Source organism: Caulobacter sp. DWR3-1-2 (assembly GCF_049896225.1).
Classification (GTDB): domain Bacteria; phylum Pseudomonadota; class Alphaproteobacteria; order Caulobacterales; family Caulobacteraceae; genus Caulobacter.
Genome location: NZ_JAFCTW010000003.1, coordinates 318,010 through 335,208 on the forward strand (window position 1 = coordinate 318,010; position 17,199 = coordinate 335,208).

General features: G+C 67.3%; 19 protein-coding genes. 13 read left to right on the forward strand and 6 right to left on the reverse strand.

The annotated features are described in order from the left end of the window. Positions 1–2 precede the first annotated feature (2 nt). A complete protein-coding gene (locus ACP696_RS06105) occupies positions 3–992 on the forward strand; it encodes a phosphotransferase family protein (protein ID WP_426043554.1) in 990 nt (329 codons plus the stop codon). Next, complete coding sequence (locus ACP696_RS06110) at positions 989–1,354, forward strand: DUF6285 domain-containing protein (RefSeq protein WP_426043555.1); 366 nt, start codon at positions 989–991, stop codon at positions 1,352–1,354. The genes ACP696_RS06105 and ACP696_RS06110 overlap by 4 nt, the downstream gene beginning before the upstream one ends. A 13-nt stretch (positions 1,355–1,367) precedes the next feature. Here the strand turns inward: ACP696_RS06110 and ACP696_RS06115 are convergent, their stop codons facing one another. Both ACP696_RS06115 and ACP696_RS06120 read right to left on the reverse strand, forming a co-directional pair. After that, the gene (locus ACP696_RS06115) at positions 1,368–2,513 is read right to left on the reverse strand and encodes a DUF3089 domain-containing protein (protein ID WP_426043556.1); all 1,146 of its coding nucleotides are present in this window, start codon (positions 2,511–2,513) and stop codon (positions 1,368–1,370) included. Positions 2,514–2,563: 50 nt separating this feature from the next. Continuing rightward, positions 2,564–3,766 (reverse strand): acetyl-CoA acetyltransferase, encoded by a 1,203-nt coding sequence (locus ACP696_RS06120; protein WP_426012157.1) that lies wholly within the window; start codon positions 3,764–3,766, stop codon positions 2,564–2,566. A 63-nt stretch (positions 3,767–3,829) separates the two neighbouring features. On the opposite strand from ACP696_RS06120, the gene ACP696_RS06125 reads away from it, so the two are divergent. Both ACP696_RS06125 and ACP696_RS06130 read left to right on the forward strand, forming a co-directional pair. Continuing rightward, positions 3,830–4,087, forward strand: coding sequence for a type II toxin-antitoxin system VapB family antitoxin (locus ACP696_RS06125; RefSeq protein ID WP_426012159.1), 258 nt, complete (start codon positions 3,830–3,832; stop codon positions 4,085–4,087). Continuing rightward, a complete protein-coding gene (locus ACP696_RS06130) occupies positions 4,084–4,470 on the forward strand; it encodes a type II toxin-antitoxin system VapC family toxin (RefSeq protein WP_426030687.1) in 387 nt (128 codons plus the stop codon). The genes ACP696_RS06125 and ACP696_RS06130 overlap by 4 nt, the downstream gene beginning before the upstream one ends. A gap of 7 nt (positions 4,471–4,477) precedes the next feature. On the opposite strand, the gene ACP696_RS06135 is transcribed toward ACP696_RS06130, so the two are convergent. The 3 genes from ACP696_RS06135 to kdsA all read right to left on the reverse strand — a co-directional run bounded on the left by ACP696_RS06135 (position 4,478) and on the right by kdsA (position 7,993). Beyond that, positions 4,478–5,965, reverse strand: coding sequence for a hydroxymethylglutaryl-CoA synthase family protein (locus ACP696_RS06135; protein ID WP_426012163.1), 1,488 nt, complete (start codon positions 5,963–5,965; stop codon positions 4,478–4,480). A 144-nt stretch (positions 5,966–6,109) separates the two neighbouring features. Then, on the reverse strand, positions 6,110–7,111 hold the full coding sequence (gene rfaD / locus ACP696_RS06140; RefSeq protein WP_426043557.1) for an ADP-glyceromanno-heptose 6-epimerase: 1,002 nt from the start codon (positions 7,109–7,111) through the stop codon (positions 6,110–6,112). 9 nt (positions 7,112–7,120) lie between these two features. Beyond that, on the reverse strand, positions 7,121–7,993 hold the full coding sequence (gene kdsA / locus ACP696_RS06145; RefSeq protein ID WP_426012166.1) for a 3-deoxy-8-phosphooctulonate synthase: 873 nt from the start codon (positions 7,991–7,993) through the stop codon (positions 7,121–7,123). Between the two features lie 63 nt (positions 7,994–8,056). Here kdsA and ACP696_RS06150 point away from each other — a divergent pair, with 63 nt between their 5' ends. The 3 genes from ACP696_RS06150 to ACP696_RS06160 all read left to right on the forward strand — a co-directional run bounded on the left by ACP696_RS06150 (position 8,057) and on the right by ACP696_RS06160 (position 11,194). Then, positions 8,057–9,505 (forward strand): cryptochrome/photolyase family protein, encoded by a 1,449-nt coding sequence (locus ACP696_RS06150; RefSeq protein WP_426012168.1) that lies wholly within the window; start codon positions 8,057–8,059, stop codon positions 9,503–9,505. Between the two features lie 87 nt (positions 9,506–9,592). Next, complete coding sequence (locus tag ACP696_RS06155; RefSeq protein WP_426043558.1) at positions 9,593–10,828, forward strand: class I SAM-dependent methyltransferase; 1,236 nt, start codon at positions 9,593–9,595, stop codon at positions 10,826–10,828. Positions 10,829–10,915: 87 nt separating this feature from the next. Further along, a complete protein-coding gene (locus ACP696_RS06160; protein ID WP_426012171.1) occupies positions 10,916–11,194 on the forward strand; it encodes a hypothetical protein in 279 nt (92 codons plus the stop codon). Here ACP696_RS06160 and ACP696_RS06165 read toward each other — a convergent pair. Next, positions 11,191–12,729 (reverse strand): cryptochrome/photolyase family protein, encoded by a 1,539-nt coding sequence (locus ACP696_RS06165; RefSeq protein WP_426012172.1) that lies wholly within the window; start codon positions 12,727–12,729, stop codon positions 11,191–11,193. The two genes, ACP696_RS06160 and ACP696_RS06165, sit on opposite strands and share 4 nt — an antisense overlap. A gap of 105 nt (positions 12,730–12,834) precedes the next feature. Between ACP696_RS06165 and ACP696_RS06170 the strand changes: the two genes are divergently transcribed. From ACP696_RS06170 to ACP696_RS06195, 6 genes are all read left to right on the forward strand, one after another. After that, positions 12,835–13,833, forward strand: coding sequence for a cysteine synthase A (locus ACP696_RS06170; protein ID WP_426012174.1), 999 nt, complete (start codon positions 12,835–12,837; stop codon positions 13,831–13,833). Positions 13,834–13,915: 82 nt separating this feature from the next. After that, complete coding sequence (sseA, locus tag ACP696_RS06175) at positions 13,916–14,764, forward strand: 3-mercaptopyruvate sulfurtransferase (RefSeq protein ID WP_426012176.1); 849 nt, start codon at positions 13,916–13,918, stop codon at positions 14,762–14,764. A 178-nt stretch (positions 14,765–14,942) separates the two neighbouring features. Then, positions 14,943–16,103 (forward strand): cystathionine beta-lyase, encoded by a 1,161-nt coding sequence (metC, locus tag ACP696_RS06180; protein WP_426012568.1) that lies wholly within the window; start codon positions 14,943–14,945, stop codon positions 16,101–16,103. A 62-nt stretch (positions 16,104–16,165) separates the two neighbouring features. After that, on the forward strand, positions 16,166–16,726 hold the full coding sequence (locus tag ACP696_RS06185; RefSeq protein WP_426012178.1) for a DUF1697 domain-containing protein: 561 nt from the start codon (positions 16,166–16,168) through the stop codon (positions 16,724–16,726). A 106-nt stretch (positions 16,727–16,832) separates the two neighbouring features. Further along, positions 16,833–16,994: a hypothetical protein gene (locus ACP696_RS06190; protein ID WP_426012180.1), complete on the forward strand. Its 162-nt coding sequence runs from the start codon at positions 16,833–16,835 to the stop codon at positions 16,992–16,994. Continuing rightward, positions 16,991–17,113 (forward strand): hypothetical protein, encoded by a 123-nt coding sequence (locus ACP696_RS06195; protein ID WP_426012182.1) that lies wholly within the window; start codon positions 16,991–16,993, stop codon positions 17,111–17,113. The genes ACP696_RS06190 and ACP696_RS06195 overlap by 4 nt, the downstream gene beginning before the upstream one ends. The last annotated feature ends 86 nt before the right edge of the window (positions 17,114–17,199 follow it).

The following is a 17,199-nucleotide window of genomic DNA, read 5'->3' on the forward strand; positions in this document are numbered from 1 at the left end:
AAATGCTGGCGACCATGGATGTTCCGGCCGCCCTCTCCGCCTTGGCGCCGCGCCTGTCACCCGGCGCGGCGACGGCGCTCAACGCCCGGCGGTTGTCGGGCGGCGCCAGCCTTGAAACCTGGGCTTTCGACCTCGACGACGGCGCGGCGCTAATCCTGCGTCGGCGCCCGCCGTCGGCGCTGATGAGCGACACCGCCCTGCCCCTGGCCACCGAGGCCGTTCTGCTGGCCGCCGTCCGTCCGCGTGGCGCGCCCGTGCCTGAGGTGGTCCATGTCTGCGCGCCAGAGGACGGCCTCGGCGAGGCCTATCTCATGCGCCGGCTGGAGGGCGAGACCCTGGGCAAGCGCATCGTCCGCGACGAGGCCTTCGCCGGCGTGCGGCCTGGCCTAGCGCGCCGGTGCGGCGAGGTGCTCGCGGCGATCCACGCCACGCCCCTGGAGGGCCTGCCGCCCTTGGCGACCTCCGACGCCGCCAACGAACTTCAGCGCTACGAGGCGGTCTACCGCGACCTTCGCCCGCAACGGCCGATCTTCGAAGCCGCCTTCCGCTGGTTGGAAAGCCGCGCGCCACCGCTCGAGCGGCCGGTGCTGGTCCACGGTGATTTTCGCAACGGTAACCTGATGATCCACCCCGCCAGCGGCCTGGTCGGGGTTCTCGACTGGGAGCTGGCCCACCTCGGCGACCCGGCCGAGGATCTGGGCTGGATCTGCGTCAATTCCTGGCGATTCGGGCAATGGCGGAGGCCGGTCGGCGGGTTCGGTGACTATCAGGACCTGCTCGACGGCCACGCGGCGGCCGGCGGCGGAGCGGTGTCGCTGGAACGTCTGTTGTTCTGGCAGGCCCTGGGCTCGCTGAAATGGGGCGTCATGTGCCTGATGATGTATGCGAGCTTCGCCTCGGGCGCCGATCGCTCGATCGAGCGGGCGATGATCGGCCGCCGCGCAAGCGAGGCCGAAATCGACCTCGTTCTACTGATGGGGCGGCTAGGATGATCACCCACCCCACCGCCGACGAACTGCGCGAGGCCCTGGCCGGGATCGACGAGGCCTCGGCCGGTGATGCGCGCGCGGCGTTCCTGGCGAGGGTCGCCGACAATGCCCGCGCCACGCTTGAGCGCGAAGCAGCCCTCGGCCCGGTGGCGGCGGCGGCGGCGGTGGCGCGATTGAAAGTCTTGCTGGGCGGGGACGGCGGTTTTGAGGCGCTGAACGCCGAGCTCTGCGCCCGCCTGAGCGACGGCCGGCTATCGCCCCTAGACCCGGCGGTACTCGCCCATCTGCAGGCCAGCGTGATCGACCAGATCGCTATCGACCAGCCGAGCTATTCGGGTCTGATGGCGCTGGCGGAGCCTTGCTAACGCCGGACCATCGTCATGGCTGATCCGACGGGGCGCCCGGAATGCGAACCGGATCCGTGCGCGCCCTCAGCGTCGCTACCCGCGCCAAGGCGTCGGCCTCGACGTCGGCCCAGAACAGGTTGAAGCCGTCGACCTTGCGGCGATCGGTCCAGGACCCGGAATCCCGCAGCGACGTCGATTTCGGCCGACCAGTGTGCAGCAGCCCGTTCTCGCACTGCGCCCAGACCTGGCGCTTGAGCAAGGCCGGTCGCGAGCCCCATTCGAGGCCGGTGGCGTTGGCGGCGCCGAGGTTCGAGCGGGCCGGCTCGCGCACCTCGGTCTGGGCGCCAACCAGCGGATTGACGCACAGCGGCGCGCGGCCCTCCAGATTAACCAGATCGCCGCCGCTGTTCCAGACCAGAGAGCGGCCAGTGAACTCCTGGGCCTGCTGGAAATCACCATCGACCAGCGACGCCCAGGCCACCACGCAGCCCGCCTCGGCGCGACTGGCGCAGGCCGGGATCGCTGTCCCGGGTCCGTATTCATCAGCCGGAACCACGGTTTCGATCAGATAGGCGCCGGCCAACCGTCCCCGGACCGCGGCGTTCGGCGCGATCTCATCGTTCAGCAGGCGCGCCGCCAGTATGCCGCCCTGCTCCACCCCGACCAAGACAATCGGCCGGCCGTTATTGTCGTGTTGCAGGTAGTAGCGGAAGGCTTGGCGCACATCGTCATAGGCGAAGCGCCGGGCGTCGCGGGCGTCGTCGCGCAGAGTCAGGAAAGTGTAGAGGCTGGCCTGGCGATAGTGCGGCGCGAAGATTCGCCCGACCCGCGCGAACGGCGCGGCGTAGTTGGGCAGCATCACGCGGTTTAGGTAACGGGCGGCCTTGGGCTGGTCGTAGGGCGCGTTCCAGTCGCGGCCGCCGTCATAGGTGGTGGGGTGCACGAAGAACACGTCGGCCGGACCCGCCGTGGCGGCCTGGGAACGCAAAACCCAGGCGGCGGGCTTGGCGTAGTCGGGAGCCGGCGGCGGCTCATAGGTCTGGAACGGCACCTTGGGATCGAGCGTGGTGCGCAGGATGTCGTAGCGCCAATAGAAGGCCGCCGACAGGAACACGGCCAGGAACAGGACGCTCCCCACGAAGATCCAGCGTTTGAAACCCTTGAAGCGCTCGCCCATGGGCCTTGCGATACCACGAAGCCCGGGGGTCGCGCGAGCGGTCGAAAGGCCTAGGCGCCCTCCTGCCCAATGATCGCCACCGAACAGACATTGCTGGCCGGCGCGCCGCCCAGATTGTGGGTCATGCCCAGCACCGGGTCCTTCAACTGTCGCTCGCCGGCCCTGCCCTGAAGCTGCAGATACATCTCGTAGAGCATACGCAGACCCGAGGCCCCGATGGGGTGGCCAAAACACTTGAGGCCCCCGTCGATCTGGCACGGCAGGCCGCCGTCGGCGTCATAGAAGCCGTCCAGCACGTCGCGCCAGCCCTGGCCCTCTGGCGAGATGAACAGGTCTTCCATCGTCACCAGCTCGGTGATCGAGAAGCAGTCGTGCACCTCCATCATCGAGATCTGCTCGCGCGGCCGCTCGACGCCGGCCTCGCGGTAGGCCTTGCCGGCGGCGATGCGAGCCGTGTGGAAGTAGCTGCCGTCCCAGCCATTGTACTGGCTCTCATAGCCGTTGGAGACCGACAGCTGCAGGGCCTTGACCATGGTCAGGTTGCGCTTGCCCATCGCCCGGGCGATCTCCGGCGTGGTGACGATGGCGGCGGCCGCCCCGTCCGACACGCCGCAGCAGTCGAACAGGCCCAGGGGCTCGGCGATCATCGGGGCGTTGAGCACCTGCTCCTCGGTCACAGCCTTGCGCAGGTGAGCCTTCGGATTCTTGACGCCGTTGGCGTGGCTCTTGACCGAGACATGGGCGATGGCCCGCTTGAGGTCTTCGCGCGACACCCCGTGCTTGGCGCGGTAAGCGCTTGCCAGCTGGGCGAAGTTGCCGGGGGCCGAGCCGTTGGGGATGATCTGCGGCGACAGCGTGCCGGGACTGCCGACCGGCAGGCCGCCATAGCCGGTGTCCTTCAGCTTCTCGACGCCCACGGCGATGGCGATGTCGGCCGCCCCCGCCGCCACGGCATAGACCGCGCCGCGAAAGGCCTCCGAGCCCGAGGCGCAGAAGTTCTCCACCCGGGTCACGGCGATATTGGGCAGGCGCAGGGCGATCGAGAGCGGCGTGCCGCCCTTGCCCGTGCCCAACTCGTCGACATGGGTCGAGAACCAGGCCGCGTCCAGCTGACTGGGCTCGATGCCCGCGTCGGCCATGGCCTCGATATAGGCCTCGACCATCAGGTCGTCGGGGCCGGCGTCCCAGCGCTCGCCGAACTTGCTGCAGCCCATCCCCAGGATGGCGACCTTGTCGCGAATGCCCTTGGCCATGTGGTGCTCCTTGAATGTTAGCGAGACTTCTCGTTCGCCAGGATTGGGTGTATTTTCAATCCCATGGTGTTTGCGATCCAGGATAAGACTCTTGAGCTGGCCGAAGAGCTGGCCAAACGGACAGGCATGAGTCTGGACGGTGTGGTGACCCACGCCCTGCGCGCCGAACTTGAACGCACCAAACCGCTGCCACCTCGGCTGAGCCGCGAGGAGATGTTGGCGGCTGTTGCGGAGATCCAGGCGCGCGTTCGCGCGCTGCCGATACTGGACCCGCGCACGCCTGAAGACATGCTGTATGATGAGGACGGACTGCCGAAGTGATCGTGGTCGATACGTCCGCGATCCTGGCGATTTTGTGGGAAGAAACCGAATCGTCTCTTTTCAGGGACCGCATCGCGGGCGCAGAGAGCGCCTTGATCTCCGCCGCGACGCGTCTTGAAGCCCACATCGTCTGTTTGAAGCGCCGAGGTCTCGAGAATGTCGCAGCGTTGGACCTGCTTCTGGCGAGGCTGCAGGTCGTCACGATCCCCTTCGACGAGCACCAATTCTTGCTGGCCCGTCAGGCGTTCAGCCAATATCGACAGGGCCGCTACGGCCTGAACTACGGCGACTGCTTCAGTTACGCCCTGGCCAAATCTCGCGACCTGCCGCTGCTGTTCAAGGGCGAGGACTTCTCCGCCACCGATGTTAAGCGCGCGCTCTGACACCGACCTACTCCGCCGCGATCGCGGTCTGAGCCGCCATCGCCGCCCGGTCCGGCGCGGCCTTCCAGAAGTAGCGAACAAAGCCGCGCTTCTCATCGACGTCCTTGATGCGGAACACCATCTTGACCGGCAGGCCGCTGTCGACCTCGCCCTGCTCGACGTCGGTGATGTCCATCATGATCCGCCCGCCGCCCTCGAACACGATCATGCCGTAGTGGTTGGGCGGGCTCATTGAGAAGGTCAGGAAGTCGGCCGAGTAGCTCAGCACCGAGGCGCGGCGCTCGGCGAAGCGGTATGGCTCCTGGGTGTCGACGGCGGGATTGTTGGGCGCCACCGAGATTCGGGTGCGGGGGAACTGCACAACGCCGGTCTCGCGGCAGCGGCCGCCGACCAGGCCCAGGATCATGTCCTGGTTGCGATAGAGGGTGGTCAGGGCCGTCTTGTTGTCCTTCTCGGCCCTCATGCCCTTGTCCCATTCAATGAGGCCGTTGAAGGTGAGGAATTTCAGGTAGTTCTCCTCAACTCTTCGGTCGAGTAAGGCGCCTGTGACGCCTCGCGCCGGACAGGCGTTCGTCGCGGCGTCGGTCACACGGAACACCAGGGCTTCCGCGCCCTGGCCGAACTGCGCGACCAGGATCACGTCGCCGGCCTTGGCCTCTTCCAGAGCATGGGCCAGCATCAGCGGGCCATGGGCGCAGCCCGCCTCGCCGAGGGTCAGGGCCAGGTTGTCGCGCACAGCTTCGGGGGCAATCCCCACCGTCTTGGCCAGGCTGGCGGCCATGCCCGAGAATGTCGAGGGGAAGCAGAAATGGGTGATGTCTGAAGCCATTAAGCCCGCATCCTCCAGCGCGCCGCGAATGGCCGGCGGGACGAGTTTGACGATGCCTTCGTCGCGAATCCAGCGCTCTTCCCAGCCGTAGTCGAACTCGGCGTCCGCGCCTCGGAAGTGATCGACGAAGTCATCGGTGACGCTGCCGCGTCCCAGGAACTCCGCCGCTCCCGCCTCGGCCGATACTACGAACGCCGTCGCGCCGTCGCCGAAGTCCAACTCCTGGGGCGAAGCGGCGCGGGCTCGACGATGCTCGCCGGTCGCCACCAGGGCGCGTTGGGCCGCCCCGCCCATCACCGCCGCCAGGGCCTGACCGAGCGCGGCAAGCCCGCAGCGCTGCGAGCCGGTGATGTCGGCCGAGCTAATCGACTTTTCCAAGGTCAGGGCGGCGGCGACGATCCCGGCGTTCTGACGGTCGACGAACGGCGCTGTCGTCGAGGCGAAATAGAGCGCGTCGATGGCCGAGCGGTCGTCGCCCGGACCCAGCGCGTCGCGGGCGGCCTCGACCGCCATGGTCAGCGCGTCCTCGTCCCAGTTGGCCATCGCGCGTTCGCCCTTGGCCTTGGCGCGAAGATTCGGCGCGACCCAGGCATTGGCTGTCGTGACCGCCTTGCGGCTGAGACGAAGGCGGGGCGCGTAGACGCCCCAGGCGGCGATGCCGACCATATTCCACTCCCGGATCGACGCCTGTCTTGGCCACTTATCGACGGTTAGCCTACGCTCGCGGAAGGGGGCGGCAAGTGTGACCCGACGTCAGTCAGCGCGCTCCACGATTGGGGCATGCGCATGCGCATGCCCCAGCCGCAGATCTCAGCGGTAGGGATCGTCCGTGTTCAAGAACCCGGCCACATAGTCCTCGACGCCATCCTCGAGCGCGGTCATTGGCGCGTTGTAGCCGGCGGCCCGCAGGCGATCCATCCTGGCCTCGGTGAAGTACTGGTACTTGCCGCGCAGCACCTCGGGCATGTCGACATAGTCGATGTCCGGCGCGCGGCCGACGGCGCGGAAGGTGGCCTCGGCCAGGGCCTTGAACGAGCGGGCCTTGCCAGAACCCAGGTTATAGACGCCGTTGACCTGCGGGCTCTTGACCAGCCAGGCGACCACGTCGGCCACGTCGCGCACATAGACGAAGTCGCGCAGCTGGCCGCCGTCTTCGTAGTCGGGGTTGTGCGACTTGAAGAGCTTGACGCCTTCGCCGACCGCGACCTTGGGCCAGATCTGGCACACCACCGACTTCATGCCGCCCTTGTGGTCCTCGTTGGGGCCATAGACGTTGAAGAACTTCAGCCCGACCCACTGAGACGGGCGCGCGCCGCGCTCGGCTTCGCGCACGGCGTAGAGGTCGAACAGCGCCTTGGACCAACCATAGGCGTTGAGCGGCCGCAGGGCCTTGAGGCTGTCGCTGTCATCCAGCCCTTCGAAGCCCTGCCGGCCATCGCCATAGGTCGCGGCGGACGAGGCGTAGATGAGCCGGCGCTGGTGGGTGGCGCACCACCGCCAGAGATCCCTCGACAGAGTAAAGTTCGAATGGATGATCTTGTCGGCGTCAGGCTCGGTGGTCGAGGACACCGCGCCCATGTGGACCACCAGCTCGACGTCCTCGCCGCGCAAGGCCAGCCAGTCGAACAGGGCCTCGGGGGCCACGAAATCGGCGATCGGCGACTTGGCGAGGTTGCGCCACTTGTTCTCGGCCGCCTCGCCCAGCCAGTCGCAGACCACCACGTCGAAGGCGGGGTCTTCGCAGAGCTTGGCGACAATGTTGGAGCCGATGAACCCGGCGCCGCCGGTGACGAGGATGACGCGTCTGGACATGGAAGCGTCTTACGCCGCTCGCACCCGCTTCGCCAAGGCGTCGAACTCCAGCAGGTCGGCGACCAAGGCTTCGAACCGGCTCATCGGCACCATGTTGGGGCCGTCGGAGGGGGCATTGTCGGGGTCGGGATGGGTCTCGATGAACACCGTGGCGACGCCGACGGCGACGGCGGCGCGGGCCAGGATCGGCACGAACTCGCGCTGACCGCCCGAGGACGTGCCCTGCCCGCCCGGCTGCTGGACGCTGTGGGTGGCGTCGAACACTACCGGGCAGCCGATTTCCTTCATGATCGGCAACGACCGCATGTCCGAGACCAGGGTGTTGTAGCCGAACGAAGCGCCACGCTCGCAGGCCATGACATTGGGATTGCCGGCGCCAGTGATCTTGGCGATCACGTTCTTCATGTCCCAGGGCGCCAGGAACTGGCCCTTCTTGACGTTGATCGCCCGGCCGGTGGCGGCGGCGGCCAGCAGCAGATCGGTCTGGCGGCACAGGAAGGCCGGGATCTGGATGACGTCAACGGCCTCGGCGACGGCCTCGCAGTGGCTGATCTCGTGGACATCGGTCAGGGTCGGCAGGCCGGTGACCTGGCGGATTTCCTGGAAGATCGGTAGGCTCTCGTGCAACCCGATGCCGCGCTGCGCGCTGGCCGAGGTGCGGTTGGCCTTGTCGTAGCTGGTCTTGTAGATCAGGCCGACGCCCAGGCGGTCGGCGATCTCCTTCAGGGCATGGGCGGTCTCCAGCGCGTGCTGGCGGCTTTCCATCTGACAGGGGCCGGCGATGATCGACAGTCGCTCGGCGTTACCGATCCTGACAGGGGCGCCCTTGCCGGTCTTGATCTCGATGACGGCGTTGGGGGCGACGGCGTGTTGCTGACTCAAGAGGGAACTTCCGGATAAGGGTGTCGTTTCAGGCGCCCAACAGGTGGCCTTTCAAACGGGACGGTGCAAGTGGCGATCGACAGCAGCGAAAGTACGCCCATCCTTGTCTGGCTGCGCCAGGACCTGCGTCTGACGGACAATTCCGCCCTTATCGCGGCGGCCCAAACCGGGCGTGCGGTGATCCCGCTCTATATTCTCGACGAAACCCCCGGCGTCCGCCCGATGGGCGCGGCGTCGCTGTGGTGGCTGGACAGGTCGCTGGCCGCGCTGGCCGCGTCGCTCGAGGCGATCGGCTCGCGGCTGGTGTTGCGCAAGGGCGTCGCAGAGACGATCCTCGCCGACATCATCGCCGAAACCGGCGCGACTTGCGTGCTATGGAACCGCCTGTACGACCCCGCCGCCATCGACCGCGACACGGCCATCAAGGCGCGACTGAAGGACGGCGGCGTCGAATGTGAGAGCTTCAACGCCAGCCTGCTCAACGAGCCGTGGACGGTGAAGAACGGCTCCGGCCTCCCCTACAAGGTCTTTACCCCTTACTGGCGCGCCGCGCGGGGTCAGCTCGGCCCCGTGCACGTCGAACCGGCGCCGAAGACGCTGGCCGCGCCCGACGCGTGGCCCGCGAGCGACGCCCTCGCCGGCTGGAACCTGCACCCCACGAAACCTGACTGGTCAAAGGGCTTCGACCCGTGGACGCCGGGGGAGGCCGGCGCCTTGGAGCGGCTGGACGACTTCCTGTCCGGGTCCGTCGACGGCTATGGCCAGAAGCGCGACTTCCCCGGCGTCGAGGCCGGCTCGCGGCTTTCGCCCCACCTGCACTTTGGAGAGATCGGCCCGCGCCAGGTCTGGGTCGCCGCACGCCAGGCCGCCGAAGCCGGCGACGCCCCGGCCGGCGAGGTCGAGAAGTTCCTCTCGGAGTTGGGTTGGCGCGAGTTCAACGCCTCGATCCTGTTCCACAACCCAACCCTGCCGACAGCAAACTTCCGGCCGGAGTTCGACGGCTTCCCGTGGGCCAAGGACCCGGCCGCCTTCGAGGCCTGGAGCCAGGGGCGCACCGGCTATCCGATCGTCGACGCCGGGATGCGCGAGATGTGGGCCACCGGCTTCATGCACAATCGGGTGCGGATGATCGTTGGCTCCTTCCTGATCAAGCACCTGCTGATCGACTGGCGCGAGGGCGAGGCCTGGTTCTGGGACACGCTCGTCGATGCGGATCTCGCCAACAATGTCGGCAATTGGCAGTGGGTGGCCGGCAGCGGGGCCGACGCCGCGCCCTATTTCCGGATCTTCAACCCGATCGCCCAAGGCCAGAAGTTCGATCCGGCCGGAACCTATGTCCGGCGGTGGGTTCCGGAACTGGCGAACCTTCCTGACGCCCTGCTCCACGAGCCTTGGAAAGCCGCCGCGCAACTAAGCGCCGCCGCGGCTCGTACCTATGCCAAGCCGGTGGTGGGGCATGCGGCGGCGCGCGAGCGGGCGCTGGGGGCCTATCGCAGCCTGAAGGGGGACTAGCGCCCTCGTCGGGCTGCGATTTCTCCCCATTTACACATCGGTTTCGAGTGCTTTAACTTTCTCCCTCAGTTAGGGATGGGACCGTCGATGACCGATATCCTGCCTGCCACCTGGTCGGTCCTGGGCCGCGACCCGGAGCTACGCCGAGCCCCTGCCGCCTTTCGCTCGGCCCTACGCATCGCCGTCGAGAACTGGGCGGTGGGCACGCTGACCTTCATCCTGCCCACGGGCAAGTCACTGCGGATCGTCGGCAAGACGCCCGGACCGGACGCCGTGATCCAGGTTCACGACTACCGCTTCGTCCGCCGGGCCCTGGCCTCTGGCGATATCGGTTTCGCCGAGGGCTACATGGCTGGCGAGTGGGACACGCCAGACCTGTCGACCGTGCTGGAAGCCTTTTCCCTGAACTTCGACAAGCTGACGGCCCTGGTCAGCGGCAACCCCTTGATGCGGGCGGTCAATGGCCTCTACCACCTCTTTCATCGCAACGATCGGCAGGGTTCCAAGAAGAACATCCATGCCCATTACGACCTGGGCAACGCCTTCTATTCACGCTGGCTGGACCCCAGCATGACCTATTCGTCCGCTCTCTACGAAACCCCCGGCCAGTCGCTCGATCAGGCCCAGCGCGCCAAGTACGCGGCCTTGGCCCGGTCGATCGATCTGCGGCCCGGCCAGCACGTGTTGGAGATCGGCTGCGGATGGGGCGGCTTCGCCGAATACGCGTCCAAGGAGGTGGGCGCCCGGGTCACGGGCGTCACGATCTCCCAGGCCCAGCACGACTTCGCCAAGCGGCGCCTATTCGACCAAGGCCTGGCCGACAAGGCCGACATCCGGCTGATCGACTATCGCGACGTCCAGGGGCAGTTTGACAGCGTCGCCTCGATCGAGATGTTCGAAGCGGTCGGCGAGGCCTATTGGCCGACCTATTTCGGCAAGATCCGCGAGGTGCTGAGCCCCGGCGGCCGGGCCGGCCTGCAGATCATCACCATTCGCGACGAACTGTTCGACCACTACCGGGTCCAGACCGACTTCATCCAGCGCTATGTCTTCCCCGGCGGCATGCTGCCCAGCGAGCAGCGCCTGCAACAGGAAACCGCCGCCGCGGGCCTGACCTGGACCGGGATCGACCGGTTTGGCCAGAACTACGCCGACACCCTGGCTGAATGGGGCCATCGGTTCGAGGCGGCCTGGGACGAGATCAAGGGCCAGGGCTTCGACGAGCGCTTCCGGCGGTTATGGCGGTTCTATCTCAGCTATTGCGAGGCCGGGTTCCGGACCGAGCGCACCAATGTGATCCAGTTGGGGCTTTCCCGGACATAGGGTGGCGCGGGCCTAGCAAGTTAGATCGCGCGGTCCGACCTTTGATGGGCGTACACTGACGCAAAGCGTCTCAGAGGTCGGCCCCCAATGAACCTCTATACCATGGTCCTGGATTTCCACGGCGGCACCTACATTACCCAGTTCGACGCCGAGACAGCGGTCGATGCGGTCACCGCCTGGTGCGGCGAACTGCAGGAAGAACAGCTGCTGGGCGAGGTGTCGTCCGATATCGCCGAAGGCATCATGATCGACGCCGTCGGGAACCGTTTGGTCGAGGTCGAGGGCCTGCACAATGTCTGGTGCGCGGCCACGACGGCGGGCGGTCCGCTGGCCTTGCTGAACGTCATCGAGACCCACGTCGGCTAGACACCCATCGCGCCTCGCGTCGCGGCCGCCTTGGCGCGAAACGCCGCCCGCTCGGCTTCGGGCATGCGAGACAGGGTCTTGAGCGGCATCATCATCCGCCCCAGGCCGGCCAGGCGCGCCTCATGTCGATCGAGAAAATCCCAGTATAGCGCGTTGAACGGACAAGCGTTTTCGCCCAAGCGGTCCTTCACGTCATAGCGACAGCCTTTGCAGTAGTCGCTCATCCGATCGATATAGGCGCCGCTGGCCGCATAGGGCTTGGAGCCGACGATGCCGCCGTCGGCGAAGGTGGCCATGCCGCGGGTGTTGGGCATCTCGACCCACTCATAGGCGTCGGCGAACACCACCATGTACCAGTCATCCACGGCGTCTGGATGCACGCCCAGCAGCATGGCCAGATTGCCGGTGACCATCAGCCGCTGGATATGATGGGCGTAGGCATGGTCGCGGGCCGAAGCCACGGCGTCGGCGACGCACGCCATGTCGGTTTCGCCGCTCCAGTAGAACCACGGCAACTTGCCTTCGGCGTCCAGCGCGTTGCGCAGGGCGTATTCGGGCATCTTCAGCCAGTAGACCCCCCGCATGAATTCCCGCCAGCCGAGGATCTGGCGGATGAAGCCCTCGACGGCGTTCAAGGGCGCCTTGCCCGCCCGCCAGGCAGCCTCCGCCCGCCGGCAGATGTCCAGCGGGTCCAGCAAGCCGATGTTCAGGGCCGGCGAGATCAGGCTGTGCCACAGGAACGGCCGTCCCCAACTCATGGCGTCCTGGGCCTCGCCGAACCCGGCCAGCATGTCGGCGATGAAATGGTCGAGGATCGCCTCGGCTTCCTGCGGGTTGGTCGGCCAGTCGAAGGTCTCGACGCGGCCGAAGTGATCCTCGAAGCCCGCCTCGACCGTCGTCATTACATCTCGGGTCACGGCGTTGGGCACGGTGCGCAGGCGCGCGGGCGGCCGCACGCCGGCGGGCAATTTCTTGCGGTTCTCGACGTCGAAGTTCCACTGGCCGCCGGCGGGTTTGTCGCCGTCCATCAGCAGGCCGGTGCGGCGGCGCATCTCGCGGTAGAAATACTCCATCCGCAGTTCCTTGCGCCCCTCGGCCCAGGCGGCGAACTGAGCGCGGGAGCACAGGAAGCGATCATCCTCTCGCGCCTCAACGGGGATCGACAGCGTGTGCGCCAGGGCCAGCAGGTGCTCTTCCAGGGCCCACTTGCCGCAGACGGTGCGGATCACCCGCTCCGCCGGCTCCTCGGCCAGGGCGCGCGTGATCTCACCAGCGATCGAGGCGGTATTGGCCGGGTCATCCAGCCGCACATAGCGAACCCGGACGCCGCGCGCCTCCAGCCGGGCGGCGAACTGGCGCATGGCCGACCAGACCAGGACCAGCTTCTGCTTGTGATGTTTCCAGGCCGTAGCCTCGGCGACGGACTCCGTCATCAGCACGACGTCGTGGGCGGGGTCCAGGTCCGCCAGCGCCGACAGGGTCTCACTCAGTTGGTCGCCCAACACCAGCCGCAGCGCGCCTTGCCGTTTGCTCATGAACCAAACCTTGCCTTCAGGAAAACTGGGCTTGCGTCTGCTCGCCCGCGCACGATCTACCATGCACTCTTGTTTCCGCAGCAGCCCGTCTCAGCCCAGCGCCCCATGACCATCAAGACCAGCGTCCTGGACGCCATCGGCGACACGCCCCTGATCCGTCTCAACCGCGCCAGCGAGGCGACCGGCTGCGAGATCCTCGGCAAGGCCGAATTCATGAATCCCGGCCAGTCGGTCAAGGACCGCGCCGCCCTGGGCATCATCCGCGACGCCGAGGAGAAGGGCCTGCTGAGGCCGGGCGGCCGTATCGTCGAGGGCACGGCGGGCAATACCGGAATCGGCCTGGCCATGGTCGCCTCTGCCCTGGGCTACAAGACCACCATCGTGATCCCGCGCACCCAAAGCCAGGAGAAGAAGGACGCCATTCGCCTGCTCGGCGCGCACCTGGTCGAGGTGGACGCCGTCCCCTATTCCAACCCCGACAACTATGTTCGCTATTCCGGCCGCCTCGCCGAGGAACTAGCCAGGACCGAGCCCAATGGCGTGATCTGGGCCAACCAGTTCGACAATGTCGCCAACCGCCGGGCCCATTGCGAGACTACTGGCCCTGAGATCTTCGAACAGACCGACGGTGCGGTCGACGGCTTCATCTGCGCCATCGGTTCGGGCGGCACCCTGGCCGGCGTCGCCCAGGCCCTGCGAGCCCGCAAGCCGTCGGTGAAGATCGGCCTGGCCGACCCGCATGGCGCCGCGCTCTACAGCTGGTACGCCGACGGCGAACTCAAGTCGGAAGGAACCTCGATCAGCGAAGGCATCGGCCAGGGCCGGATTACCGCCAATCTCGAAGGCCTGGTGGTCGACCACCCCTTCCGGATCAGCGACGAGGAGATGCTGGAGCAGGTGTTCGACCTGGTGCAGCACGAGGGCCTGTGTCTGGGCGGCTCGTCTGGGATCAACGTGGCCGGCGCGATCCGCATGGCCCGCGCCATGGGCCCCGGCCACACCATCGTGACCATCCTCTGCGACCACGGCTCGCGCTACCAAAGCAAGCTGTTCAACCCAGCGTTCCTCGCCGAGAAGGGCCTGCCGACCCCGCCGTGGATGTAGGTCGCGCTTGCTCCCCGTCGCCGATCGCGTGATCTTGCCCACCCTTCGCGTTGGGGCGAGTCAGACCCCGAAAGGCCAAGCCATGACCCAAGACCCCCTTGTCTCGACTGCCTGGCTGCAGGAGCACCTCGACGCGCCGGACGTGCGGATCGTCGATGGGTCCTGGCACATGCCGGCCGCAAAGCGCGACCCTAGGGCCGAATACAAGTCGGTCCACATCCCCGGCGCGGTGTTCTTCGACATCGACGAGATCGCCGACGAGACCTCCGACCTGCCGCACATGCTGCCCTCTCCGATCAAGTTCGCCTCGCGGGTCAAGAAGTTGGGCCTGGGGGATGGCTCGCGGATCGTGGTCTATGACAGCACCGGCATCCTGCCCGCCGCCCGCGTCTGGTGGGAATTCCGGGCCATGGGCCACGAGGACGTCGTGGTGCTGGACGGCGGCCTGCCCAAGTGGATCGCCGAGGGACGGCCGGTGGACGACCACGTGGTCATGCCCCAGGAGCGCCACTTCACCCCGCGCTTCCAGGCTGACCTCGTCCGCTCGATCGAGCAGATCAAGCGCAATATCGAGACCGGCCGCGAACAGGTGGTCGACGCCCGCCCCGTCGGCCGCTTCACCGCCGCCGAGCCCGAGCCCCGCGCAGGCCTGCGCGGCGGCCACATCCCCGGCTCGCGCAACGTGCCGCTGGCGGCGCTTCTGGCGCCCGACGGCACGTTGCTAAGCGCTGAAAGGCTGGCGGCGGTGTTCGCGGCGGCCGGCGTCGATGTCGCCAAGCCCGTGGCCACCACCTGCGGATCTGGCATCACCGCCTCAGTGGTGTCTCTGGCGCTCGCGCGGCTCGGCAAGCCGAGAGCGGCAGTCTATGACGGCTCCTGGACCGAATGGGGCGGGCGCGAGGACGTGCCGGTGGCGACGGGCGAGGCCTGACTTCAAAAATCCTCCCCCTGTGGGGGAGGTGGTTGCGAAGCGACCGGTGGGGGGAGTGTTGGGATCTTCATTGGGCATCTCGCCAGCTGCCGATCACCCCCCTCCGTCGGCTTCGCCGACACCTCCCCCACAGGGGGAGGACCTGCAACACCGAGAACCGCGAGTCCGCGCCATGCCCCTGGATGAAGAAACCCGCCTGGTCCGTACGGGCTCGCCGTCGCGGGACGGGATCAAGCTGGCGCGGACGGTCAATCCGCCGATCCAGCGCGGCTCGACCGTGCTGCTGCCCAACGCCGCCGCGCTGTATGACGACAACCAGCTGACCTACGGCATTACCGGCCTGTCCTCGCCCGCCGCCTTGCAACTGGCCCTGGCCGAACTGGAGGGCTCGCCGGACGTCACGCTCTATCCGTCGGGCCTGGCGGCGATAACCGGCGTCATGCTGGCTTTGCTAAAGTCCGGCGACGAGATCCTGGTGGTCGACAGCGCCTATAAGCCTACCCGCCGGTTCTGCGACCGGGTACTGACCCGCTTCGGCGTAGCGACGACCTATTACGACCCAGCCCTGTCGCCCGACGCCCTGATGACCCTGTGCACGCCGCGCACCCGGATGATCCTGCTGGAAGCCCCCGGCTCGCTCACTTTCGAGATGCAGGACCTACCCGCCATCGCTGCGGCCGCCACGGCGCGCGGCGTGCTGACCCTGATCGACAACACCTGGGCCGCCAGCTTCTACTTCAAGCCCCTGGCCCACGGGGTGACCATCAGCGTGCAGGCCCTGACCAAATATGTGGGCGGCCACTCGGACGTCTTCATGGGCAGCGCCGCCACCGCCGACAACGTCATCGGCAACCAGCTGGGCGACGCCATGTGGGACATCGGCTGGTCGGTGTCGCCCGACGACGCCTATACCGTGCTGCGCGGCCTGCGCACCCTGGCCGTCCGCCTGCCCGCCCACCAGGCCGCTGGCCTGGAGATCGCCCGCTGGCTGCAGGGTCGCCCCGAGGTGGCCCGCGTGCTGCACCCGGCCCTGGAGGACGATCCCGGCCACGCCCTGTGGAAACGCGACTTCACCGGCGCCTGCGGCCTTTTCGGCGTGGTGCTGAAGCCCGCCTCGCAGAAGGCCGTCCACGCCTTCCTCAACGCGCTCGAAATATTCGGCTTGGGTTTCTCGTGGGGCGGCTATGAGAGCCTGGCGATCCACTGCGATCCACAGCTGAAGAACCGGTCGGTTCCCGTGACGCTGGAGGGGCCGCTTTTGCGGCTGCATGTGGGGCTGGAGAGCGTGGCGGATCTGAAGGCGGATTTGGAACGCGGCTTTGCGGCGCTCAACGGCTAAATCGCTCAGCGACGTCGCCGCCGCGAAGGGCTAGACAACCGCCTCGTTCGAAAGGCCCGACCATGTCCCTGCACATCGCCCTGCTGCGCGGCGTCAACGCCGCCGGTGGTCGCCTGATCTCCGCCGACGAACTGACCGGCCTGGTGACGGACCTGGGCTTCACCGATGTGCGCATGGGTCCCAAGCCCAGCGACCTGATCTTCAACAGCGGCGAGCGCACCGGCGCCGAGCTGCAGACCCAGCTGGAGACCGAGCTGTTGACCCGGCTGGGCCTGCGCACCGACGTCTATGTCCGCACGGCCGAGGCCTGGCGGGCCCTGGTCGTCGCCAATCCATTCCCGGACTTCGCGGCGGCCGATCCGGGTTGGCTGATGACCCTGTTCTGCAAGGACACGCCCGACAAGAAGGCCATGGGCGCCCTGCGGGCGGCGATCCGCGGTACGGAACAGGCGCGGGCCGAAAGCCGTCAGATCTACGCCATCTATCCCGACGGCGTGGGCGGCTCGAAACTGACAAATGGCTTAGTCGAGAAAACCCTCGGGACCCGGATCACCGGCCGCACCTGGACCGCCGTCCTGGCCTTGAACGCGATGATCGAAGACCCTCCCGCCGACGAGGCCTGATAAACCGTTTCGCGCGTTCCTATATGCGGAACTTGGCCGTCGAGAGCGAGCCGCCGCGAGGTGGTTGATCGGCTCCGACGCGGCCGGCCTTCGAGACATCGACCCCATGAACTGGCTCTTCGAGCTTTCTGCGGCGTGCGCGCTGCTGGCCTTCGCCTTCCCGCTCGTCTGGAAACTTGTGGTGCCGACGCCGGTGCTGCGTCCGGCGTTGGCGCGCACAAAGGCCCGCCGAGCCGCCGCGCCAGTCGATCAGGACACCGGCGCATGAAGACCTATCCGGGCACACGTCCCTCCGCACCTAAGGGCACGAGCGATCCGCGCTCCACGGGCGGTGATCGTCCGCGGCCGCCCGTCGATCCCGGCGCCCTGCGCGGCACCAAGACCTAGCCGTCTCCATTACATATCGTTTACAATCATAATCGCTGATTGACCCGAACGATTACGTCGGTAATCGTTGCAGGAGCCCAGGAGAG